The organism is Curtobacterium sp. UNCCL20 (genome assembly GCF_900101675.1).
Classification (GTDB): Bacteria; Actinomycetota; Actinomycetes; order Actinomycetales; family Microbacteriaceae; genus Curtobacterium.
Genome location: NZ_FNKG01000002.1, coordinates 762,971 through 786,543 on the forward strand (window position 1 = coordinate 762,971; position 23,573 = coordinate 786,543).

Sequence of the window (23,573 nt, forward strand, 5' to 3'; positions counted from 1 at the left end):
CCCGTCATGCAGCCCAGAGTCACCGCGATCCTCGTCGCCGCCAACGGGGCGGCCCACCTCGACCGGACCCTGGACGCGCTCGCCGCCCAGACCCGCCACCCCGAGAACCTGGTCGTCGTCGACGTCGGCTCGACCGACGGCTCCACGGCGGACCTGTCCTTCGGCGGCTCGGCCGAACTCCTCCGTCTGCCGGCCGGCCGCACGTTCGGCGAGGCCGTCGCCCAGGGTGAGCGCGAAGCGCCGCCCGCCGTCACGGACGAGCCGGTCGACGAGTGGCTCTGGCTCCTCGGCCACGACAACGCGCCGTCCCCGACAGCCCTGGCGGACCTGCTGTCCGCCGTCGAGATCGCCCCCTCCGTCGTCGTCGCCGGTCCGAAGCTGGTCGACGTCGACGAGCCGTCCGTCATCCGCGCCTTCGGTGAGACCATGACCCGCTTCGGCCGGTCCCTCACCCTCGTGCAGGACGAACTCGACCAGGGGCAGCACGACCGGCACACCGACGTGCTCGCGGTCGCCGCGGGCGGGATGCTCGTCCGCCGGTCCGTCTGGAACGAACTCGGCGGGTTCGACCCGGCGCTGCCGAACGTCGACGCCGCCCTCGACTTCTGCGTCCGGGTGCGCCTCGCCGGACACCGCGTCGCCGTGGTCCCCGAGGCCCGGGTGACGACCGCCGGACCGATCGAGGAGTTCGGCCGCAAGCGCGTCTCCGAGAGCCGCCGCGTGCGGATGCACCGCCAGGCCCAGCTGCACCGACGGATGACCTACGCCCCGGCCGGCGTCCTCTGGATCCACTGGCTGACCCTCGTGCCGTTCGCGATCGGTCGCGCCGTCGGGCACCTCGTCGCGAAGCACCCGTCGGCCGTCGGCGCCGAGCTCGCCGCGGCGTTCGCGGTGGCGTTCGGCGGCGGTGTCGGTCGTGCGCGGAAGGTCCTCGCGCGGAACAAGAAGATCGGGTGGGCGGCCGTCGAGCCGCTCCGCGTGAGCTGGCGCCGCGTGCACGAGCGGCGCACCACGTCCCGCGACGTCGAACTCGCCCGCGTCGAGGACGCCCCGATCGCCCGGGCGTCGTTCCTCAGCGACGGCGGGATCTGGGTGGTCCTCGCCGCCGCGGTCCTCAGTGTCGTCACGCTCTACCCGCTGCTCGGCTCGCCGGCGCTGACCGGCGGGGGACTCCTGCCGCTCAGCACCGACGTCAGCCGGCTCTGGCAGAACGTCGGGTACGGGTGGCACTCGATCGGCACCGGCTTCACCGGGCCGTCCGACCCGTTCGCCGCCGTCGTCGCCGTGCTCGGGTCCATCACGTTCTGGTCGCCGTCGACCTCGGTCGTGCTCGTCATGCTCGTCGCGTTCCCGGTGTCCGCGCTCGGGGCGTGGTTCGCCGTCCGCAAGGTCACGACGCGCACCTGGGTGCCGGTGATCGGCGCGGCGCTGTACACGATCGCCCCGACCCTCGTCGGCGCCGTCACGAGCGGCCACCTCGGCGCCGTGATCGCGCACGTGCTCCTGCCGTGGCTGTTCCTCGCCGTACTCGAGGCGCACCGCTCGTGGGCCTGGGCGTCCGGCGCCTCGCTGCTGTTCGCCGTCGTCGCGGCCTCGGCGCCGTCGCTGCTGCCGGTGCTGCTCATCGCGTGGATCGTGTCGCTCGTGGTCGGCTGGCGCCGGGCGCACCGACGCGTGTTCATCCCGGTGCCCGCGGCCGTGCTCTTCCTGCCGCTGGTGCTCGCGCAGCTGTCCCGCGGCAACGTCCTCGCGGTCTTCGCCGACCCGGGCGTCCCGTCGGCCACACGGGCGCCGTCCGCGTTCCAGCTCGCGATCGGCCAGCCGGTGCCGGACTGGAGCGGCTGGCTGCCGACGACCGCGGGCCTGCAGACCGTCGCCCTGATCCTGCCCGTGCTGATGGCCGTCCTCGCGCTGCCGATCGCCGCCGCCGCCCTCGGCGCGGTGCTCGGGCACCGCTGGGCCGTCGCCGGCGCAGCGCTCGTCGTCGCCCTGCTCGGGTTCGCCACGGCGGTCGCCGCCACCCACCTGACCGTGACCGGCGTCGGCTCGACCACCACGATCGTCTGGCCCGGCAGCGGCCTGTCGGTGTACTGGCTCGCGATCGTCGCGGCGGCGTGCATCGGCATCGACGTCCTCCCGAAGCTCGCGCCGGTCGCCGGACTCGTCGCCACGGTGCTCGCCGGTGTGGCCGTCGCACCCGCGTTCGCGGCCTTCTACCTCGGCAACGCCGTCATCCAGCCGACCACCGGCCGGGTGCTCAGCGCCTACGTGAACGCCGAGGCGCAGGCGAACCCCGACGTCGGCACCCTCGTCGTGGACCCGCAGACCGACGGCTCGCTCGCGGTGTCGCTCGAGCGGGGACAGGGCTCGACGCTCGACGACCAGTCGACGCTCGACTCCACGGCGCTGACGCTCAGCCGGTCCGGTGCGCAGCTGGCCACCCTCGCCGGGAACCTGGCGAGCCGGAGCGGCTACGACCCCGAGCCGGCGCTCCGGCAGCTCGGCGTGAGCTTCGTCCTGCTCGACGACGTCTCCGACTCCTCGGACTCCTCGGACGCCGCCCGCGGCTCGAGCGGTTCCGCGGCCCAGGACGTCCACGACCGCGCCGCGGGGGCGATCGGACAGAACGCGCTGTTCACGAGCATTGGCGAGACGACGAGCGGGCAGCTCTTCCACTACGAGGGCGACGTCGACCGTCCGTCCACCGGTTCGGCCGGGGCGCAGGCCACCCACGTGCTCTACCTGGTGGTGCTCGGCGTGGTGTTCGGCGCAGCCGCACTGCTCGCCGTGCCGACCGCGCCGCGCCGACGCCGTGCGACCTCGAACGTCATCGAGGCCGAGGAACCCGCCACCACCTTCGACGAGGAGCGCGACGAATGAGCAGGACCCCCGCCTCCGTCCGGCGCTGGGTCGTCCGGGGCACCGCCACCGCGGTCGCCGTGGTCGTCGCCGCCGGTGCCGTCACCGCGGCGCACGCGATCGGCACCGAGTCCGACCCCGGACGCCCCGCCGGCAAGACCGTGACGCCGGTGCCGGCCGACGCCGAGCGCGTCTGCGCCGGCAGCGCCCTGCGCCTGTCCGACGACGCCGGCAACGACGCGACGAAGGCGAGCACCGTCGGCTCCGCCACGGTCGCGACGGCGACCACCGGGTCCACGGTCGAGCGGTCCTCGCTCGACCCGTCGACCACCGGCGGCAGCGACCCACGCCTCCTGACCGCGCCGGCCGGGGCCACCACGCCCCAGGTTGCGGGCAGCAGCTACCAGGACGTCTCCAGCGGCGACCTCGTGGGTGTCGGTGCCGCGTCCTGCGACGACCCGAGCCAGTCCACGTGGCTCGTCGGCGGATCGACCGAGACCGGGCGGACCAGCCTCGTGACGCTGTCGAACCCGACGGACGTCAACGCCACGGTCGACCTGTCGATCTACGACGACTCCGGCGCCGTCAGCGCCCCGGGAACGACCGGCATCGTCGTCGCGCCGAACACGCAGAAGGTCGTCCCGCTGTCGGGCTTCGTGTCCGACCAGGGCTCCACCGTCGTGCACGTCGAATCGTCGGGCGGCCAGATCGTCGCCCACATGCAGGAGTCGATCGTCCGGACCCTCACCCCGGGCGGCTTCGACATCGTCTCCGGCGGTGCCGCACCGTCCCGGACGCAGATCATCGCCGGCGTCGTCCTGCAGGGTGCCCAGGCCGCCCAGCGCGGGGACGACACCGCCGACGCCGCACCCATCGTCCGGCTGTTCGTGCCCGGCTCGAAGGCCGCCCGGGTCACCCTCGGGATCACCACCTCGGACGGTGGCGGGTCGACGGTCAACGCGACCGCCGAGCCCGGCGTCGTCACCGACGTCGCCCTCGACGACTTCCCGGACGGCCGCTACTCGTTCACCGTCACGGCCACCGAGCCCCTCGTCGCCGGCGCCCGCACCACCACGCCGACCCAGGACGACCGCACCGACCTCGGCTGGTTCGCGTCCGCCGAGCCGCTCGGTCCGTCGACGATCACCGCGCTCGCGCCGGGGGAGAACCAGCGGCTGACGCTCGTCAACCCCACCCGCGAGGACGCCGACGTCACCATCCGCACGGGTGGCGACGAGCAGCAGGTCGACGTGGTCGCCGGGGGCACGAGCACCGTGATCGTCCCGCTGTCGAAGCAGTTGACGTTGACCGGCACGAAGGGCCTCGTCGCCGGGGTCACCTACATGGGCGACGACGGCATCGCCGGGTTCCCGATCCGTTCGGCGACCGAGGTGTCGACGCCGGTGCGCGTCTACCCCTGAGGCACGGTGCGCGCCGGTTCCGGCCGCGGGCGTGGTGCCCTCGTCGGGCACGGCGGGCGGGGTGCCCTCGTCGGGCGCTGCGCGCGCGGTGCCCTCGTCGGGCTCACCAGTGCCGGTAGCGGTCCGGCGCCAGGTCCCACGGATCCTTGTCGATGAGCTCGCCGACCGCCCGGAACACCGCGGTCTCGATGATGACCCGCTTGTCGGTGTCGTCCTTCTCCGGGCTGCGCGTCACCCGTTCGACCGGGATGCGGAAGACCGTGACCCGGCGCCCCTCGTGGTCGACGCGCCACCGGGGCATGTGGTCCGGCAGCGTGGGGTCCGTCGGCATGTCCGCGACCTGGAAGACGACGCCCGCGAGCTCGTCCGGCCACAGCCCGAGCAGGTAGTGCGCGGTGTCGCCGACGATCCTGTCGAAGGTCTCGGCGCGGGTGATGATCGGCGCGAGTTCCGGACCGGTCACGCTCGACCGTCCGCCCCGACCGTGCCGGGAACGGCCGCGGCCTCGGTCGACCGGTGAGACGAGACGGGTCCTGCGACGCATCCCCACATGCTACGCGGAAGGAGCCCCCGGCCTCCCCTCCGATAGGGTCGACTCCGGTATGGACGTGAGGATCTGCAGCAAGGTCGCGTGCGGCGCGAGCGCTGCGGCGACCCTGACGTACGACTACGCCGACTCGATGGTCGTCGTCGGCCCCCTCTCGACACGCGTCGAACCCCACGGGTACGACCTGTGCGCCCGCCACGCCGCCACCCTGCGGGTGCCGCAGGGCTGGAACGTGGTGCGGCGGGAGCCGCTCCGCCGCGACGCCGACTGAGCGTCGGACGGTCAGTCCTCCACAGGGCACCGGACTGGAGGCACGCCCCACGTGGGCGACGTCGTCTGACGACCCGCGCCTCCCGGCGTGGGAGACTGACCGCATGCCCACCGAAGCCCGTACCGCCGTACCGTTCCGCGTCGCCGACCTCTCCCTCGCCGAGGCGGGCCGCCACCAGATCCGCCTCGCTGAGAACGAGATGCCGGGCCTGGTGTCGCTGCGCGAGGAGTTCGGCGCCTCGCAGCCGTTGGCCGGTGCCCGCATCGCCGGGTCGCTGCACATGACCGTGCAGACGGCGGTCCTCATCGAGACGCTCGTCGCGCTCGGTGCGCAGGTGCGCTGGGCCAGCTGCAACATCTTCTCCACGCAGGACGAAGCCGCCGCCGCGATCGCCGTCGGTCCGACGGGCACCCCCGAGTCGCCCGCCGGCGTGCCGGTGTTCGCGTGGAAGGGCGAGACGCTCGACGAGTACTGGTGGTGCACCAACCGGATCTTCGACTGGTCGGCCGAGGCGGAAGCAGTCGGCGCCGAGTGGATCGGCCCGAACCTGATCCTCGACGACGGTGGCGACGCCACCATGCTCGTGCACACGGGTGCGGACGCCGAAGCAGCGGGTCGCGTTCCCGAGGCCGGCGCCGACGCCAGCACCGAGTGGAAGATCGTCCTCGACACCGTCGCCGCCTCGCTGCAGGAGTCGACCGACCGCTGGACCCGCATCGCGGCCGACATCGAGGGCGTCACCGAGGAGACCACGACGGGCGTCCACCGCCTGTACGAGCTCGCCCGCACCGGCGAGCTGCGGTTCCCGGCGATCAACGTCAACGACTCCGTCACGAAGTCGAAGTTCGACAACAAGTACGGCATCCGTCACTCGCTGCCCGACGGCCTCAACCGCGCCACCGACGTCCTCATCGGTGGCAAGGTCGCGTTCGTCGTGGGGTACGGCGACGTCGGCAAGGGTGCGGCCGAGGCGCTGCGCGGTCAGGGTGCCCGCGTCATCGTGTCCGAGGTCGACCCGATCTGCGCGCTCCAGGCCGCGATGGACGGCTACCAGGTGGCCCGCCTCGCGGACGTCGCCGACCAGGTGGACATGGTGATCACCTGCACGGGCAACCTCGGGGTCGTCGGTGTCGACGAGATGCTCGCGCTGAAGCACCTCGCGATCGTGGCGAACGTGGGCCACTTCGACAACGAGATCGACATGGCCGGGCTCGAGGCCCTGCCGGGTGTCGAGAAGGTCGAGATCAAGCCGCAGGTGCACGAGTGGCGTCTGCCGACCGGCCGTTCGATCCTGGTGCTGTCCGAGGGGCGCCTGATGAACCTCGGCAACGCCACCGGGCACCCGTCCTTCGTGATGAGCAACTCGTTCACGAACCAGGTCCTGGCCCAGATCGAGCTGCACACCCGGCGCGAGGAGTACCCGACGGGCGTGTACGTCCTGCCGAAGCACCTCGACGAGAAGGTCGCGCGCCTGCACCTCGACGCACTCGGGGTCCAGCTGACCGAGCTCCGTCCGGAGCAGGCCGCCTACATCGGTGTGCCGGTCGCGGGCCCGTACAAGCCGGAGCACTACCGCTACTGAGCGGCTGCGGGCCGGGTGCTCGCTGAACACCGGTGTTCGTCAGTCGAACCCTGACATGGAGGGGTGCGGCGCACGAACACCGGTGTCGTGCATCAGGTCCGGACCCGCGGCCCGGGCGACCGGCCGGACCCGCGGCCGGCCGGACCCGCGGCCCGGACCCGCGGCCCGCGCGGCCCGCGGCCCGCGGGCCTGCGTCAGCGCGGGAAGCCCGGCGGCCGGGCAGCGGCGCTCTCGGCAGCGCGGTCGAGGATCTCGGCCCGGGACCGCAGCGCCCGCAGGTCCCGCTCGCGCCGCAGCACGACGACGCCCGCCAGGAACACCTCCGGGTGCACGGCCGGCACCGGGTGCGCGTACTCCGCCACCGCCTCGGCGAGGGAGCGCGCGGTGGCCTCCCGGATCTCCGGCCGCAGGTCCGCCGCGCCCCGGAAGAACGCCCCGAGCCGGTTCTCGAGCCGCTGCGGCAGCGCGGACACGTCGGCGACCCCGGCCCACCCGACGAGCTCGGCGGGGAGGAGCACCGCCGGATCACGGTGCTTCGCCGCCCGCTCGTGCTGCACGAACGTCCCCGCGAGCAGGTCGCCGAGCCGGCGCGGCTTGGCGCCGAACAGTGCCACGAGCAGCGCCACGGACCCGAACGTCATCCAGAGCTCGAACAGTCCGACGAGGGCACGGGTGAACGCGTGCCGCAGACCGATCGCCCCGCCGTCGAGCCGGACGACCCGGGTGCCCACGGCGTACCGGCCGACGCTCTTGCCCCGGGTGACGGTCTCGACGGCGGCGGGCACGAGGACGAGCACGCCGACGAGCAGCGCGATCTGCAGTGCCGCGGCCCATCCGTCGTCGAGCTCGCTCGGCCAGACCCGGGACAGCCCGAACAGGAGCATCAGGTAGAGGGCGAACACGCAGACCCCGTCGAGCAGGGCGGACGCCAGCCGGAGCGCGATGCCCGCGGGCTGCACGTCGAGCGCGACGGCCTCACCGACGACGAGTTCGTCGCCGGTGTCGTCGAGCGCGCGGACGAAGCGGGAATCGGCGAGGTCACGCGGCGCGCGGGTCTTCGGCATGGGATCATCATGGCGGACGTCGTCGCCGACCGCCCGGGTGGGACCGGATCGGCGTCGACACCGCACGAGCGAGCCCGACGACACACTCGAGCGGGACCGACGACACCGGCCGACCGACGATGGGGGAGTGACGTGGACCTGGATGCCTACACCGACGTGCACCGCGAGCGGTGGCAGGAACTCGACCGGCTCGCCCGATCGCGCCACGCGTCCGGCGCCGACGTGGACCGTCTCGTGTCCGACTACCAGCAGGCGGCCACCGACCTCGCCCGCATCCGGGGCGCCGCACCCCGCACCGCCGTGGGGGACCGGCTGTCGCTGACCCTGTTCCGTGCACGGCTGCGGTTCACGGGGACGCCGGTCGACCCGCTCACGGCCGTCACCTCGTTCTTCGTCGTGCAGCTGCCCGCAGCGCTGTACCGGATCCGCTGGCTGGCGATCTGGGTCACCCTCGCCACCGCGGCCGTCGCGGCGATCGTGGCGGTCTGGATCAGCACGACCCCGGGGGCGATCGTGACGTTCGGGACGCCGGAGTCGCTCCGGCAGTACGCCACGCAGGACTTCCAGGACTACTACTCCGACCACGGCCTCGGGGCGTTCACGACGCAGGTGTGGACGAACAACGCGTACATCGCGGCGACGATGGTGGCGTTCGGCATCACGGGCCTCTGGGTGCCGTTCTCGATCGGCCAGAACGCTGTCAGTCTGGGCGTCTCGGCGGCGATCATGCACTCCGAGGGGCGACTCGGCGACTTCTTCCTGTACATCACGCCGCACGGCCAGCTCGAGCTCTACTCGGTGTTCCTCGCGGCGGCCGCCGGCCTGATGATCTTCTGGTCCTGGGTCGCGCCCGGGGCACGGACGCGCGGCCAGGCCCTCGCCGAGGACGGCCGCGCGCTCATCACGATCGCGGTCGGACTCACGCTGACCCTGCTGCTGTCGGGCATCATCGAGGGCACCGTGACGCGGCAGGACTGGCCGTGGCCGGTGAAGATCGGGATCGGCACCGTCGCGCTCGTCGCGGTCCTCTGGTACCAGTGGGTGCTGGGCGGCCGTGCGCACCGGGCCGGGGAACGCGGCGACCTCGAGGAGTTCGAGCGCGGCGCCACGGCGCTCGTCGCCGACTGAGCGGCTACAGCCGCCCGGTCGCCTTCGCCCGGATGTACGCGTCGGCGACGAGCGGCGGCACCTGCTCGGGCGTCGCCCGCACGACCTCGGCACCGGCTCGTCTGGCCACGTCCGCGACGCCGTCGGCGTCCAGCAGCGAGCGTTCGGCGGCGGCCCTGCGGTGGACGTCGCGCTCCGCACGGGCCGGGAGGGACGGTGCGCGTCCGCCCCGTCGCCAGAGTTCCGTGCCGGCCGGCTCCGGTGCCCCGCTCGCCATCCGCTCGACCGTCGGGTCGGTCACGGACGTCACGACCACGGCGTGCCGCCGCACGAGCCGCGGGAGGACCGCGAGCAGGTCGCCGGAGGCACCCACCGAGTCGAGGCTCGACACCAGCACGACGAACGCCCGCGAGGTCGTGATGCCGTCGACGATCCCGGGCACGGCCGACCAGTCCGTGGCGGCGAGTCCGGGTTCGGCCGTCGCGAGCGTCTCGCCGAACCGCTGCACGACGTCGGTCCGGGTCGCACCGTGCACCCGCCCGCGGACGGCGTCGTCGAGCACGACGAGGTCGACGCGGTCACCGGCCGCAGCGGCGAGGGCGCCGAGCAGCAGCGCGGACTCGATGAACGTGTCGAGCCGGGGTTCGTCGTCGACCCGACCGGCGCCCGCGCGCCCGGCGTCGACCACCACGACGACGCGACGGTCCCGCTCCGGACGCCAGGTCCGGACGACGAGGTCTTGGCGGCGCGCGGTGGCACGCCAGTCGATGGACCGCACGTCGTCACCGCGCACGTAGTCCCGCAGGGAGTCGAACTCGGTGCCGTGGCCGCGGAGCTGCAGCGTCGTCTCACCGTCGAGCTCGCGGAGCCGGGCGAGCCGTGAGGGCAGGTGCCGGCGCGACCGGAACGGCGGCGTCACGACGAGTTCCGCGGGGACGGCGAGGACCCGCTGCCGGGCGGCGAGTCCGAGCGGTCCGAACGCGCGGACGGCGACACCGAGGGTCACCCGCCGACCGCGGCGGAAGGGTGCGAACCGCATCCGGGCGGTCCGGCGCTCGCCGGGCGGCACGTCCAGCCGCAGGCGCCGCGGGGCACGGCCGGCCGAGGGCTCCCACATGTCCCGCACGAGTGCCCGGAGCCGCCGCGCGCCGTCGTTCGCGAGCACGAGCGTGCCGTCGGTCGTCGTGTCGCGGCGCGCGAGCCGGGGCATCCGCCGCTCGACCCGGATCCGTCCGAGGTCCGCGGCGAGGAGGACGTCGAGCACCGCGGCGAGGACCACGACCCCCGCCCAGGTGAGACCCGCCCACCCCGTGCCGAGCAGCACGGTGGGGACGATCGCGACGGCGAGGAGCGCGACGAACCGGCCGGAGATCGCCACTAGATCGGCACCCGGACCTGTTCGAGCACCTGCTGCAGCACCCCGTCCGCGCCGACGCCCTCGAGTTCGGCGTCGGCCGCCACCCGGAGCCGGTGCCGCCAGACCGGCAGGAGCATGGCCTGCACGTGGTCCGGCGTGATCGCGTCGTAGCCGGTGAGCCACGCCCAGGCCTTCGCGGCGGCGAGCAGTGCGGTGGCACCGCGGGGGCTGACCCCGACCCGGACGGACGGCGCCTGACGGGTCGCACGGGCGAGGTCGACGATGTAGGCCAGGACGTCGTCCCGGGCGCCGACCGCGCGGACGGCGTCCTGCGCCCCGAGGACCTCGTCGACGCCGACGACGGGCACGATGCCGGCGGACCGGACGTCGCGCGGCACGAAGCCGTCGGCGTGCCGGCGGAGGACCTGCCACTCGACGTCCCGCGGGGGCACGTCGAGGGTGAGCTTCATCAGGAACCGGTCGAGCTGGGCCTCGGGCAGCGTGTAGGTGCCCTCGAACTCGATCGGGTTCATGGTCGCGGCGACGAAGAACGGGGCGGGCAGCTGCCGGGCCTCGCCGTCGACGCTGACCTGACGCTCCTCCATGGCCTCGAGCAGGGCCGACTGCGTCTTCGGCGGTGTCCGGTTCACCTCGTCGGCGAGGAGCACGTTCGTGAACACCGGCCCCTCGCGGAAGGGGAAGGTGCCGGTCGAGGCGTCGTAGACGAGCGATCCGGTGACGTCGCCGGGCATCAGGTCGGGCGTGAACTGGATGCGCTTCGTGTCGAGCGACATCGCGGCCGCGAGGCTGCGGACCAGGAGCGTCTTCGCGACCCCGGGGACGCCCTCGAGCAGGACGTGTCCCTGCGCCAGGATGCCGACGATCATGCCGGAGACCGCACCCTCCTGTCCGACGACCGCCTTGCCGACCTCGGCACGGAGCCGACCGAAGGCGTCGCGGAGCGGATCGCCCGCCGACTGCTGGAGGGTCTGGGTGGTGGAGGGGTCGGTCACGGTCGTGCTCCTCGTCGGTCGGTGTCGGTCTGCTGGTCGCCGGTGGTCGCGGCGGTGACGGCTCGCTCCAGGTCGTCGAGCGCCGCCGCGCCCGCGACGAGCGACCGGTCGTCTGCGGTGGGGCCGCCGACGAGCACCTCGCCGACGCGGGTGTCCGGGATGCCGGTCGCGTGGGCGGCGGCCCGGACGACCTCGTCGACGTGCGCCGAGCGGAGGAGCCCGAGCCGGCGTCCGATGCGGCGGAGGGCGGCGATCCGGAGGGTGTCCAGTGCGTGGGTGCGGTCACGGGTCCGCGCGGCGAGCCGGGCGCGTCCCTCGGTCGTCTCGGCGGCGCGGACCACGACCGGCATCCGCTCGACCACGAGCGGCCCGAGCCGGCGTCCACGCCAGAACCCGGCGGCGACCGCGACGAGCGCGAGCAGCGCCAGTGCGCTCGGCACCCACGGCGGCGCGAGCGTCCCGAGCGTCGGCGCGGCGTCGGGCGTGCCCGGCTTCGGGGTGTACCAGGTCAGGGCGTCGTCGTCGCCGAGCAGCCCCAGCGCCAGCGCAGCGTTGCCGGCGGTGGTGATCGTGTCGTTGCGGAACACGGCGGTGGTGCCGACGAGGGTGACGTCGCCGCCCGGCGTGTCGACCCGGACGAGGCCCCAGGCACGGTCGTCGCCGGTCCCGGTGGGCGCGCACAGCACCGTGCCGGCGGACGCACGCTTGTCGTCGGGCACCGCGTAGGCGGTGCCGGTGGCCGTGATCCGGGACGCGTTCGACGCCGCGGGGATCGTGCACGAGGCGGTGGAGACGGTGTCGTCGCCGTCGACCTGCGCGGTCGGTTCGACGTCGAGGTCGAAGGCGTCGAGGGCGGTCGCACTCGTGGAGACGAGGACCACGTGGGCCGCTTCCCGTGCGAGCCGGCGGGCGACGGTGCGGTCGAGCGCACGCTCCGAGTCGTCGACGAACACGGTGCCGCCGGTGATGCCGTCCGCGCTGTCGGTGACCCGGACGTCGGTGCCCTGCTGCTCGAGCACGCGGACGAGCGCCTTCGAGCCGCTCGCACCCGCCGACGTCGGGTCGAGGGGCGTGCTGGACGGCCCGTTCGTGCCCTGTACCGCGGCGGTCAGCACGGCGAGGAGGAGGCCGACCAGGACGATGGCGATCCAGAAGCCGATGCGGACCCGGCGTCCGTCGTGCGGGGTCGTCGCCGCCTGCTCGACCGGGGCCGTCGTGGCGGTCACGCGGGGACCACCGGGGTGTCCACGTGCGCGGGCCGGGTGGAGCGGACCGCGTGCACGGTGTCGAGGACGGCACGGGCGGCGGCCTCGGTGGCGGGGACGTCGAGGTAGCGCACGCCGTCGAACGTCGCCGCGGCACGGCGGAGGTCGGTCGCCTGGGCCGGGAACACCCGCGCGGCCCGGTCGGCGATCGCCCGGGCGGTCGCGCCGGGGACGTCCGGCACGAGGTCGCGCTCCCCGAGCCCGCGGGCGAGGGCGCGGTAGCCGTCGAGCACGGCACGGGCCCAGTCCCCGGTGCGGAGCGCGGTACGGGCGTCGTCGCCGAGGTCACGGGCGGAGCGGAGGTCGTCGTCGTCGAACACCCCGCCGGGGCCGCCCGCGGCGAGTCGGGCACGTCGGCGGGGGAGCCCCCGGGCGACGACCACGAGGACGACGACGGCGACGAGCACGACGATCGCGACCCAGAGCAGGGTGTGCGCCACGGCGGGGGAGCCCAGGCCGTCCGCGCGGAACGAGCCGAGCCACTCGAGGAACGCCCGCGAGGCGCGGTCCCACCAGGTCACGTGGGCGCCGTCGTACTGGGACTTCTCGAGCTCGCGCTCGAGCAGTCGGCGGGCCTCGTCGGGGTCGATGCTCATGCCCCTCCGTTCGGCGGGTACCGGTTCGGCGCCCCGCCCCACTCCGGCGGCGCCGACCGGCCCGGGGGCTGCTGCGGCTGGCCGTACTGCTGCGGCTGCCCGTACTGCTGGGGCTGGCCGTACTGCTGGGGCTGGCCGTACTGCTGGGGCTGGCCGTACTGCTGGGGCTGGCCGTACTGCTGGGGCTGGCCGTACTGCTGCGGCCCGGCCCACTGCTGCCCGGGGCCCTGCGGCGGCCACGGCGGACGGGCGACCCGCGGCCCGGGTGCGAACGGGTCGGTCGGCTGCCCGGACTCGAGGTGCGACGCGATCCGCTGGTCGAGCGCCTCGGTCCGGATCCGCCGGTCGACGGCGAGCAGCGTGGTCACCGAGCCCGTGAGGACGTCCGTGATGCACTGCACCGCGATCCCGAGCAGGCTGCCGACGACGATGGCCACGGTGGCGCCCACACCGACGCCGGACGACGCGTCGGTCTGCCCGAGCGGGTCGAACGTGCCGCCCACGAGCGCCGCGCCGATCGTCAACGGGAAGGACGCGATCGAGACGGCGAACCCGAACATCGCCTGCACGAGGAGCAGGATGCCGAAGGTCCGCCAGAACGCGCCGCTGGTCAGCCGCCACGACTGCGCGGCCGCGGCGAAGGCGGTCCGGCCCTCCAGCGCGATCGTCGGCACGGTGAAGGCGAACCGGGTGCCGAGCCAGACGAGGACGACCCCGAACCCGGCGAAGAGCCCGAGGATCGCGAGGACGAACCCCCAGACGTTCGACTGGCCGGCGGAGAGCGTCGCGACGAACCCGAACACGACGAGGACGAACACGACGCCGATCACGAGACCGGCGGCGAGCTGGAGGAGGATCCACGCGACGACGGACCAGCGGCGACCCGCGAGGAGTGCCCACAGCCCGCGGAAGGTCGCTCGACGCCCGAGGATCCGCTGCCCGGTGTCGGCGGCGACCGGTGCGACGAGGAACCCGCGGCCGAGGTACGCCAGGAACGGCAGCGCGATGGACAGCACCAGCCAGAGCGTGAACGACCCGGCGGCGATCGTGTCGGCGCCGGTGCCCCCGTCCACCGCGGACAGCATCCGCGACTGCAGCACGCGCTGCCCGAAGGTGCTGACGAGCGTGGAGAGGAGACCGAGGACGCCGCTCAGCAGCACGCTCCAGAGGAGGAGGACCCGGGCGTTCCGGCGGAAGACGGTGAAGGCACCCGCGAGCACGTCGCCGAGGCCGAGCGGCCGCAGCGGGATGACCGGACGCGATCCCGCGGACGGTCGCGGGGCAGGCGGACCCGGCCACGGGCCGGGCTGCTGCTGCCCGCCGGACGGCTGCGTGCCTCCAGGCCCGGACGGCCACCCCGGCCCACCGCCGGACGCACCGCTCGGTCCACCGGCGGACGGACCACCGGGCGCACCGCCCTGCCCACCCGGTACCTGCCAATCGGACATCGCCGCCCCCTCGTGGTCCGCGACCGCGCAGCGGAGCGTGGTCGACACCATCCTGTCGGAAAACGCCGCTCGACGGGGCCTCGGCTATCGTGAGTGGTCAGGTGCACCCGGCACCGCCGCACGCCACACGGAGTCCACATCACATGACACCGCGCATCCTCGTCGTCGACGACGACCAGGCCCTCGCCGAGATGATCGGCATCGTCCTCCGTTCCGAGGGCTACGAGCCGGAGTTCAGCGCCGACGGCAACGACGCCATCGACGCCTTCCACAGCACGAAGCCCGACCTCGTGCTCCTCGACGTCATGCTCCCGGGCATCGACGGCATCGAGGTGTGCAAGCGCATCCGCGCGGAGAGCGGGACGCCGATCATCATGCTCACGGCGCGGGGCGACACCGCCGACGTCGTCGCCGGCCTCGAGAACGGCGCCGACGACTACGTCGTGAAGCCCTTCAACCCGAAGGAGCTCGTCGCCCGCATCCGCACGCGACTGCGCCCCACGGCCAGCGACGCGACGGTCCTGCACGTCGGCGACCTCACCGTCGACGTCGCCGGGCACGAGGTGCGTCGCGGGGACGCGGTGATCGCGCTGACGCCGCTCGAGTTCGACCTGCTCCGGGCGCTGTCCGAGAAGCCGAACCAGGTGTTCACGCGCGAGATGCTCCTCGAGCAGGTGTGGGGCTACCACTACAAGGCGGACACCCGTCTGGTGAACGTGCACGTGCAGCGCCTCCGCGCGAAGATCGAGCACGACCCCGACAACCCGAAGATCGTCACCACGGTGCGCGGCGTCGGGTACCGGGCCGGAGGGGCCTGAGCACCGTGCCGCCGGAACCGTCCGGAGGGACCGGATCGGCCGCGTCCGAGCAACCGGCGGCGGCCGCGAAGCCCGCGGCGTCCGGGAAACCCGCGGCGTCGGGGCAGCCCGCCGCCGCGGGCCGCCCCGGGGCGACCGGCACGCTGGCACGCTTCCGCCGACGCCTCCGTCGCTGGGTCCGACGCGGCCTGCGGGGGGTCGCGTACCTGTGGCGACGCTCGCTGATGTTCCGTTCGGTCGCGATCACCGTGACCACCACCGGTCTGGCCATCGCGATCATCGGCACCGCCGTGATGATCAGCATCTCGAACAACGTCTACGCGCAGCGCCGCGACCAGATCGAGTCCGAGTCGGCCCGTGCGACGATCGTCGCCCAGGGCATCTTCGACGCGGCGACCGCGGGCGAGGACAACAACCAGACTGAGCTCGAGACGCTGCAGAACGAGGCCCAGCAGGCGATCCAGTCGAACACGACGAGCCCCGGCGGCACGAGCATCGCGATCGAGCGGAGCCCGGACCAGTCGGCCCCGCAGACGCTGCAGACCCTCGCCAGCACGGGCTTCCCGGACGCGGCGATCACCGAGGCCCTCCGCAAGGAGGTCGGGAAGAACACCGGCAAGCTCGCCCTGCAGCCCGTCGAGCTCGAGTCCGACGGACGCAAGCAGCCCGGGCTCGCCGTCGGGTCGACGCTGCAGATCCCCAGTGCTGGACAGTACGAGCTGTACCTCGTCTACGACCTGTCGGACGCGCAGCAGACCCTCGACTTCGTGTCGCAGACGCTGTCCATCGGCGGTGTCGCGCTGATGGTCCTCATCGCCCTGGTGACGTCCCTCGTGGTGCGCCTGGTCGTGGTGCCGATCCGCGGTGCGGCCGAGACGAGCCGGAAGATCGCGGCCGGGCGGCTCGACGAGCGCATCCCGGTGAAGGGCAACGACGACATCGCGACGCTGGCCCGCAGCTTCAACGGCATGGCGGACGCGGTGAGCCGGCAGATCACGCAGCTAGCCGAGCTCTCGCGGGTGCAGCAGCGGTTCGTGTCCGACGTCTCGCACGAGCTCCGGACGCCGCTCACCACGATCCGCCTCGCCGGCGACATGCTCTTCGACTCGCGGCACGCGTTCGAGCCCGCCGTCGGCCGTTCCGCCGAGCTCCTGCACGCGCAGGTCGAGCGGTTCGAGCTGCTGCTGGCCGACCTCCTCGAGATCTCCCGGTTCGACGCGCAGGCGGTGCAGCTCGACCCCGAGCCCGTGATCCCGGCGGCGCTGGCGATGGACATCGTGGACGAGTTCCGCCCGCTCGCCGAACGCGCCGGCGTCGACCTGCAGCTCGTCACCCCCGGTGGGCACACCACGATGCAGCTCGACGCGAAGCGCGTCCGTCGCATCCTCCGCAACCTGGTCGGCAACGCCATCGAGCACGGTGACGAGAAACCCGTGCAGGTCGTGGTCGACAGTGACGCCCGCACGGTGGCGATCGCGGTCCGCGACCAGGGGATTGGGATGCCGCCGGAGGACGCCGCTCGGGTGTTCGACCGGTTCTGGCGTGCCGACCCGAGTCGCCGCCGCACCATCGGCGGCACCGGCCTCGGCCTCGCGATCTCCCTCGGCGACGCGAACCTGCACGGCGGGCGGATCGACGTGTGGTCCCGGCCGGGGGAGGGCTCGACCTTCGTCCTCACCCTGCCCCGGACGGAGCGCGTGCCCGTCACAACGTCCGCGATCCCGCTGCCCGAGCTCGACGAGTCCTACGAGGGCCCCCGCGCCGTCCGAGAGGAAGACTGATGCGCACCCGCTTCCGGACCCTCGTCGCCACGGCGCTCGCCGCGCTGACCGTCGTCGCCGTGAGCGCCTGTGCCGCGATCCCGACCGACGGGCCCGTGCGTGCCGGACAGACGATCAAGGACGAGTCGATCTCCGGGGTGGACTACCGGCCGGACAAGCCCGTCGCCGGATCCGACCAGACCGCGATCCTCCGCGGGTTCATCGCGGCCGGCACCGGTGCCCAGGACGACTACGCGATCGCCCGGCAGTTCCTCGCGTCGAGCTTCTCCGAGAAGTGGAACCCCCGGCGCGGCGTCACCATCCGGCAGGGGAACCCCGCCGTCGAGCGGGTCGGCGACCGGGAGCTCTCCTACACACTCACCGCGAGCGCCACCGTCGACTCGGACGGCGAGTACACCCAGGCCGTCCGTCCGACCTCGTCCACGCTGACGTTCCAGTTCACGCGCGAGGACGGGGAGTGGCGCATCGCCTACGCGCCCGACGGCATCATCCTGTCGCCGGTCAACTTCGACTCGGTGTTCCAGCAGCACGCCCTGTACTTCTTCGACCCGACCTACCGGTTCCTCGTGCCGGACGAGCGCTGGTTCCTCGCCCGCTCGTCCACGAGCACCCGGATCGCGAGCGCCCTGCTCGCCGGCCCGTCGACCTGGCTGAAGGGTGCCGTCGTCTCGTCGTTCCCCGAGGGGACGCAGCTCTCCCTCAACGCCGTGACCGTCGACAACGGCACCGCCCTCGTCGACCTGTCGAGCGACGCCCTCCGTGCCAGCAGCCAGGACAAGGTCCGGATGCGCGAGCAGCTCAGCAAGTCCCTGGCGTCCGTGGCGACCGTGTCCTCGGTCGCGATCACCGTCGAGGGTGCGACGTTCTCGGTCCCGGACACCGGCGGCGCGGACGCGCAGCAGAACCCGGACGTCGACTCGCGCCCCCTCGTCGAGCGCGACGGGTCCGTCGGGTACGCCGCCTCGAGCACCGGCAAGATCGCGGAGCTCGGCAACGGCATGGGGGACGAGATCGCGGGCCTCGACCCGTCGGCGTTCGCCCTCTCCGCGTCCGGCACCGCCGCGGTGGTGGGCAACGACGACGGCGTCTCCGTGGTGCGCGGGCGGAACCACCTGCGCGTCGACGCGACGGAGGACCTCGTCGCGCCGTCGATCGACGACCTCGGCTTCGTCTGGGTCGCGTCGTCCCGGGACACCCGGAAGGTCACGGCCTACGGTCTCGGCGGTGACCCGCACGCGGTGAGCACGACCCTGCCGACCGGCGAGCTCGTGTCCTTCCAGGTCTCCCGCGACTCCACGCGGGCCCTCGCCCTCATCCAGACGAACGACGGACCGAGCCTGTACGTGATGGCGATCATCCGCGGGTCGGACCGCACGCCGACCGCCCTCGGGCCGCCCGTCCGGGTGCAGGCCGCCACGGGTGACGCCGTCGGTGCGGCCTGGATCAGCGACTCCGACATCGCCTCGCTCGGGCAGACGCCGTCCGGCCCGGACGTCGTCCGCAGCACGGTCGGCGGGCAGTCGAGCACCCTGCCGAAGCCGGACGGGCGCGCGACGACGATCGCGGGTGGCAGCGCCGGGTCGATGCTGCTGCGGATGTCGGACGGGTCGGTCCTGCAGTCCACGGGTGGTGGGTGGGACACGACGGGCGTCAGCGCCGACGTGCTCGGCATCCAGCGCTGACGAGCCGTCCCGACCGCCGCGGGGCGGGCGGGTGCCCGTCCTCAGCAGGTGCGGTCGCCAGTCCTCAGCAGGTGCGGTCGCCTGTCCTCAGCAGGTGCGGTCGCCAGTCCTCAGCAGGTGCGCTCGCCTCTCCTCCACAGGTGCGCTCGCCTGGAGGCCCGTCCACCGTCCCCGGGACCGGCCCGCGTCCGCCCGTCGGTCACCGCCAGGGTGGTGGGCATGACCACCCCCGACCCGCCCTGGCAGGACGCGTTCCTCGCCGTGCTCGGACTCTTCCTGCCGGTCGCCTGCGCCGGGTGCGGCCGGGCGGACCGCGCGCTCTGCCGAGGGTGTCGGCAGACGCTCGCCGCCGAACCGGGGCGGGTCCGGCTCGTCGCCGGGGTCCGGCTGGACGCGGCCTTCGAGTACGGCGGGATCGTCCGGACGCTGCTCCTCGAACTGAAGCTCCGCGGCCGGGTGGACCTGGCACGGCCGCTCGGCACCCGGTTCGGGGCGCTCGTCCGTGCGGCGCTCGCCGAGGCACCGTCGGACGCGGTGCTGCTCCGGGTCCCGCCCTCACGGCAGGGGGCGAGGCGCCGGGGCTTCGACCCGGTCGTGCTGCTGCTCGCGCGCGGGGGCGTGCGTCGGCCGAGGTCGCTGCACCGGGCGCGGTCGCGGTCACTGCGACGGGCTCGGTCGCCCGGCTCCGGACACGGTCAGAAGGAACGCTCCGGGGTCGAGCGCGTCGCGGCGACGGTCGGCACGCTCCGCGCGGTCGGGGTCACCGGGCGGTCCGTGGTCGTGGTGGACGACGTCGTCACGACGGGCGTCACGATGGCCGAGGCGGTGCGTGCGGTCCGGGCGGCGGGCGGGCGGGTGGTCCGCTGCGTCGCGGTGGCGAGCGTCGAGGACTGATGTGACATCGGTGAACGCTCGGTGACCACTGTGTGTCCGATGGGTGTCCGGCACGACTCACCGACATCTGGTGACACCCGGGTCCGGCGGGGTCTAGCCTCGCGGCAAGGCGTTGATGATCGCCGGATGGAGGCGACGCGCTGAGTCTGGATGGGAGCCGCCACATGGACGTGACGATCACGGGCCGGAACATCGGGGTCACCGACCGATTCCGCACCTACGTCGAACAGAAGTCCGAGAAGATCGACGTGCTCGCCGACCGCGCCCTCGCGTTCGAGGTGCGCATCAGCCGCCACCACGAGAAGTCGGGCGGTTCCCAGGGCGAGGACCGCGTCGAGCTCACCCTGATCGGCCCCGGGCCGCTCGTCCGGGCCGAGTCCGCGGCCTCCGACAAGTACGCCGCGTTCGACCTCGCCTTCGCCCGGATCATGGAACGGCTCCGCCGGGCGCGCGACCGCCGCAAGGTGCACCGTGGCCGGCACAGCCCGACCTCCGTCGCCGAGGCCGCCAGCAGCGGCTTCGAGCGGATGGGCATCGTCCCGGCCGACGGCAAGCTGATCGAGGACGTGGCCACCGGCGCGGTCCCCGTCGTCGACGCGGATGCGAGCGAGGACGACACCGAGGTGTACAGCCCCGTGGTCATCCGCCACAAGGTGTTCGAGGCGGCTCCGATGACCGTCGACGATGCCCTCTACTTCATGGAGCTCGTCGGGCACGACTTCTACCTGTTCGTCGACGCGGAGACGCACCGGCCGAGCGTGGTCTACCGGAGGAAGGGCTGGGACTACGGCGTGATCGGCATCGACGACACGACCGCCGGCGGGTCCGTGGCGGCGGCGTCCGAGACCGAAGCGGCGGTCGCGATCGCCTGACGGCGACGTCCACCACCGACCGATCCGGGTGTGCGCGGTCCGTTCGCGGGCCGCGCACACCCGTGCCGCTCCCAGCACCCGGCTCGCCCGGGTTGCTAGCATGACTGGCTGTTCGCATCGCGCAGGTCGCGCGAGACGATCTCGTAAGGAGCTCACGTGGCAAACGTGCTGGAGAAGGTCCTCCGCATCGGCGAAGGACGCACCCTCCGTCGGCTGAAGGCGTACGCCTCGGCCATCAACGACCTCGAGGACGACTTCGCGAGTCTCACCGACGAGGAGCTCCAGGACGAGACGAAGGAGCTCCGCGAGCGGTACGCCAACGGCGAGACCCTCGACGACCTGCTCCCCGAGGCGTTCGCCGCCGTCCGCGAAGCAGCGAAGCGCACCCTCGGCATGCGGCACTTCGACGTCCAGCTCATGGGCGGCGCCGCGCTCCACCTCGGCAACATCGCCGAGATGAAGACCGGTGAGGGCAAGACCCTCGTCGCCACGACGGCCGCGTACCTCAACGCGATCCCGTCGCGCGGCGTGCACGTCATCACCGTCAACGACTTCCTCGCGTCGTACCAGTCCGAGATCATGGGCCGGGTGTTCCGTGCGCTCGGCATGACGACCGGCTGCATCATCGCGAACCAGTCGCCGGCCGAGCGTCGCGAGCAGTACGCCGCCGACATCACGTACGGCACGAACAACGAGTTCGGCTTCGACTACCTCCGCGACAACATGGCGTGGCAGTCCTCCGACATGGTCCAGCGCGGCCACTACTTCGCCATCGTCGACGAGGTGGACTCGATCCTCATCGACGAGGCCCGCACGCCGCTCATCATCTCGGGCCCGTCCTCCGGCGAGGCGAACCGCTGGTTCACCGAGTTCGCGTCGATCGCCACCCGCCTCACCCCGGGCGAGGACTACGAGGTCGACGAGAAGAAGCGCACCGTCGGCGTCCTCGAGCCCGGCATCGAGAAGGTCGAGGACTACCTCGGCATCGAGAACCTGTACGAGTCGGCGAACACCCCGCTCATCTCGTTCCTCAACAACTCCATCAAGGCCGTCGCCCTGTTCAAGAAGGACAAGGACTACGTCGTGATGAACGGCGAGGTGCTCATCGTCGACGAGCACACCGGCCGGATCCTGATGGGCCGTCGCTACAACGAGGGCATCCACCAGGCGATCGAGGCGAAGGAGGGGGTCGAGGTCAAGGCCGAGAACCAGACCCTCGCCACGGTCACCCTGCAGAACTACTTCCGCCTCTACCAGAAGCTGTCCGGCATGACCGGTACCGCCGAGACCGAGGCCGCCGAGTTCATGTCGACCTACAAGCTCGGCGTGGTCCCGATCCCGACGAACAAGCCGATGCAGCGCCTCGACCAGACCGACCTCGTCTACAAGAACGAGAAGGCGAAGTTCGAGCAGGTCGCCGAGGACATCGCCGAGCGCCACGAGAAGGGCCAGCCGGTCCTCGTCGGTACCACGAGTGTCGAGAAGTCCGAGTACCTGTCGAAGCTCCTCGCGAAGAAGGGCGTCAAGCACGAGGTCCTGAACGCGAAGAACCACGCGCGTGAAGCAGCGATCGTCGCCCAGGCCGGTCGCCTCGGCGCGGTGACCGTCGCCACGAACATGGCCGGCCGTGGAACGGACATCATGCTCGGCGGCAACTCGGAGTTCCTCGCCGTGCAGGAGATGCACGCCAAGGGGCTGTCCCCGACGGAGACGCCGGACGAGTACGAGGCCGAGTGGGACGACGTGTTCGCCCGCGTCAAGGCCGAGGTCGAGGAAGAGGGCGACAAGGTCCGCGCAGCCGGCGGCCTGTACGTCCTCGGTACCGAGCGGCACGAGTCCCGCCGCATCGACAACCAGCTGCGCGGTCGTTCCGGCCGTCAGGGCGACCCGGGCGAGAGCCGGTTCTACCTGTCGCTCACCGACGACCTCATGCGCCTGTTCAACTCCGGTGCCGCCGAGAGCCTGATGGGCCGCTCGAACGTGCCGGACGACCTCGCGATCGAGAACAAGCTCGTCGGCCGTGCGATCCGTTCGGCCCAGTCGCAGGTCGAGGGCCGCAACGCCGAGATCCGCAAGAACGTCCTGAAGTACGACGACGTCCTGAACCGTCAGCGCGAGGCGATCTACAGCGACCGCCGCCACATCCTCGAGGGTGACGACATCCACGACCGTGCGCAGGCGTTCCTCAAGAGCGTCGTCGACGACGTGATCGACACCCACACCGGCGACGGCTCCCCGGACGACTGGGACCTCGACGCGATGTGGACCGAACTCGGCACGCTGTTCCCGATCTCGATCTCCATCGACGAGGTCATCACCGAGGCCGGCTCGAAGGGCAAGGCCACCCGCGACTTCCTCGGCCGCGAGATCCTCTCCGACGCGAAGCTGGCGTACCAGAAGCGCGAGGAGATGCTCGGCGACGAGGCGATGCGTGAGCTCGAGCGTCGCGTCGTCCTCTCCGTGATCGACCGCCGCTGGCGCGACCACCTGTACGAGATGGACTACCTCAAGGACGGCATCGGCCTCCGTGCGATGGCGCAGCGTGACCCGCTGGTCGAGTACCAGCGCGAGGGCTACGCCCTGTTCCAGAGCATGATGGGGCAGATCCGCGAGGAGTCGGTCGGCTACCTGTTCAACCTCGAGGTGCAGGTGCAGTCCGACGGTGAGAACGCCGTCATCGAGGCGAAGGGCCTCAGCGAGGACGAGGTCTCCGGGCTCGAGTACTCGGCCCCGTCGATCGACGGCGAGGTCGAGGTCCGCGACGAGCGCGGCCGCCTCGAGCAGGCCGCCACGGCGCGTGCGCAGAAGGCACAGGCCGAGGCCGAGGCCGCTGCCGAGCCCGAGCAGGGTTCCGCGTTCGGCAACGCCGCGACGGCCTCCGGCCAGGCAGCGGCGAGCAACCGTGCCGAGCGTCGTCAGGCCGCGAAGAAGGGCTGACGCACACACGCTCCGACAGGAGGCACGGTGCCGGCTGGCACCGTGCCTCCTGTCCGTCA

Annotated in this window: 18 protein-coding genes; 11 read left to right on the forward strand and 7 right to left on the reverse strand. The window is 72.8% G+C overall.

The features are described from left to right. Nucleotides 1–6 precede the first annotated feature (6 nt). Entirely contained in the window at nt 7–2,880 is a 2,874-nt protein-coding gene (locus BLT36_RS12910) for a glycosyltransferase (RefSeq protein WP_092095647.1), read from the forward strand. Further along, nucleotides 2,877–4,280: a DUF5719 family protein gene (locus BLT36_RS12915; RefSeq protein ID WP_092095648.1), complete on the forward strand. Its 1,404-nt coding sequence runs from the start codon at nt 2,877–2,879 to the stop codon at nt 4,278–4,280. Before BLT36_RS12910 ends, BLT36_RS12915 begins: the two co-directional genes overlap by 4 nt. Nucleotides 4,281–4,383: 103 nt before the next feature. Here BLT36_RS12915 and BLT36_RS12920 read toward each other — a convergent pair whose 3' ends face one another. Continuing rightward, nucleotides 4,384–4,743 (reverse strand): metallopeptidase family protein, encoded by a 360-nt coding sequence (locus BLT36_RS12920; RefSeq protein WP_254787611.1) that lies wholly within the window; start codon nt 4,741–4,743, stop codon nt 4,384–4,386. 139 nt (nt 4,744–4,882) lie between these two features. Here BLT36_RS12920 and BLT36_RS12925 point away from each other — a divergent pair, with 139 nt between their 5' ends. Both BLT36_RS12925 and ahcY read left to right on the forward strand, forming a co-directional pair. Further along, a complete protein-coding gene (locus BLT36_RS12925; protein WP_092095650.1) occupies nt 4,883–5,098 on the forward strand; it encodes a DUF3499 family protein in 216 nt (71 codons plus the stop codon). A gap of 103 nt (nt 5,099–5,201) precedes the next feature. Next, a complete protein-coding gene (ahcY, locus tag BLT36_RS12930) occupies nt 5,202–6,680 on the forward strand; it encodes an adenosylhomocysteinase (protein WP_092095652.1) in 1,479 nt (492 codons plus the stop codon). Between the two features lie 194 nt (nt 6,681–6,874). Here ahcY and BLT36_RS12935 read toward each other — a convergent pair whose 3' ends face one another. After that, nucleotides 6,875–7,744 (reverse strand): RDD family protein, encoded by an 870-nt coding sequence (locus BLT36_RS12935; protein ID WP_092095653.1) that lies wholly within the window; start codon nt 7,742–7,744, stop codon nt 6,875–6,877. Between the two features lie 132 nt (nt 7,745–7,876). Here BLT36_RS12935 and BLT36_RS12940 point away from each other — a divergent pair, with 132 nt between their 5' ends. Then, nucleotides 7,877–8,872, forward strand: coding sequence for a stage II sporulation protein M (locus BLT36_RS12940; protein WP_092095655.1), 996 nt, complete (start codon nt 7,877–7,879; stop codon nt 8,870–8,872). A gap of 4 nt (nt 8,873–8,876) precedes the next feature. Here BLT36_RS12940 and BLT36_RS12945 read toward each other — a convergent pair whose 3' ends face one another. The 5 genes from BLT36_RS12945 to BLT36_RS12965 are packed head-to-tail and all read right to left on the reverse strand — an operon-like array spanning nt 8,877 to nt 14,530. Continuing rightward, a complete protein-coding gene (locus BLT36_RS12945; protein WP_092095657.1) occupies nt 8,877–10,229 on the reverse strand; it encodes a DUF58 domain-containing protein in 1,353 nt (450 codons plus the stop codon). Further along, nucleotides 10,229–11,221 carry an AAA family ATPase gene (locus BLT36_RS12950; protein ID WP_092095659.1) on the reverse strand — a complete coding sequence of 331 codons (993 nt, stop codon included), beginning with the start codon at nt 11,219–11,221 and terminating at the stop codon, nt 10,229–10,231. The genes BLT36_RS12945 and BLT36_RS12950 overlap by 1 nt, the downstream gene beginning before the upstream one ends. Beyond that, a complete protein-coding gene (locus BLT36_RS12955) occupies nt 11,218–12,447 on the reverse strand; it encodes a DUF4350 domain-containing protein (RefSeq protein ID WP_092095660.1) in 1,230 nt (409 codons plus the stop codon). Before BLT36_RS12955 ends, BLT36_RS12950 begins: the two co-directional genes overlap by 4 nt. Further along, nucleotides 12,444–13,082: a DUF4129 domain-containing protein gene (locus BLT36_RS12960; protein ID WP_092095663.1), complete on the reverse strand. Its 639-nt coding sequence runs from the start codon at nt 13,080–13,082 to the stop codon at nt 12,444–12,446. Before BLT36_RS12960 ends, BLT36_RS12955 begins: the two co-directional genes overlap by 4 nt. Then, nucleotides 13,079–14,530 carry a glycerophosphoryl diester phosphodiesterase membrane domain-containing protein gene (locus tag BLT36_RS12965; protein WP_139166464.1) on the reverse strand — a complete coding sequence of 484 codons (1,452 nt, stop codon included), beginning with the start codon at nt 14,528–14,530 and terminating at the stop codon, nt 13,079–13,081. The genes BLT36_RS12960 and BLT36_RS12965 overlap by 4 nt, the downstream gene beginning before the upstream one ends. Before the next feature lie 143 nt (nt 14,531–14,673). Between BLT36_RS12965 and mtrA the strand changes: the two genes are divergently transcribed. From mtrA to secA, 6 genes are all read left to right on the forward strand, one after another. Continuing rightward, complete coding sequence (mtrA, locus tag BLT36_RS12970; RefSeq protein WP_092095666.1) at nt 14,674–15,348, forward strand: MtrAB system response regulator MtrA; 675 nt, start codon at nt 14,674–14,676, stop codon at nt 15,346–15,348. Nucleotides 15,349–15,554: 206 nt separating this feature from the next. Beyond that, nucleotides 15,555–17,129 (forward strand): MtrAB system histidine kinase MtrB, encoded by a 1,575-nt coding sequence (gene mtrB, locus BLT36_RS12975; protein ID WP_302847118.1) that lies wholly within the window; start codon nt 15,555–15,557, stop codon nt 17,127–17,129. Further along, nucleotides 17,129–18,811, forward strand: coding sequence for an LpqB family beta-propeller domain-containing protein (locus BLT36_RS12980; protein ID WP_092095668.1), 1,683 nt, complete (start codon nt 17,129–17,131; stop codon nt 18,809–18,811). Before mtrB ends, BLT36_RS12980 begins: the two co-directional genes overlap by 1 nt. A gap of 219 nt (nt 18,812–19,030) precedes the next feature. Continuing rightward, nucleotides 19,031–19,705: a ComF family protein gene (locus tag BLT36_RS12985; protein ID WP_092095670.1), complete on the forward strand. Its 675-nt coding sequence runs from the start codon at nt 19,031–19,033 to the stop codon at nt 19,703–19,705. Nucleotides 19,706–19,869: 164 nt separating this feature from the next. Further along, nucleotides 19,870–20,577 (forward strand): ribosome hibernation-promoting factor, HPF/YfiA family, encoded by a 708-nt coding sequence (raiA, locus tag BLT36_RS12990; protein ID WP_092095672.1) that lies wholly within the window; start codon nt 19,870–19,872, stop codon nt 20,575–20,577. A gap of 156 nt (nt 20,578–20,733) precedes the next feature. Beyond that, nucleotides 20,734–23,514 (forward strand): preprotein translocase subunit SecA, encoded by a 2,781-nt coding sequence (gene secA / locus BLT36_RS12995; RefSeq protein ID WP_092095673.1) that lies wholly within the window; start codon nt 20,734–20,736, stop codon nt 23,512–23,514. Nucleotides 23,515–23,573: the final 59 nt, after the last annotated feature.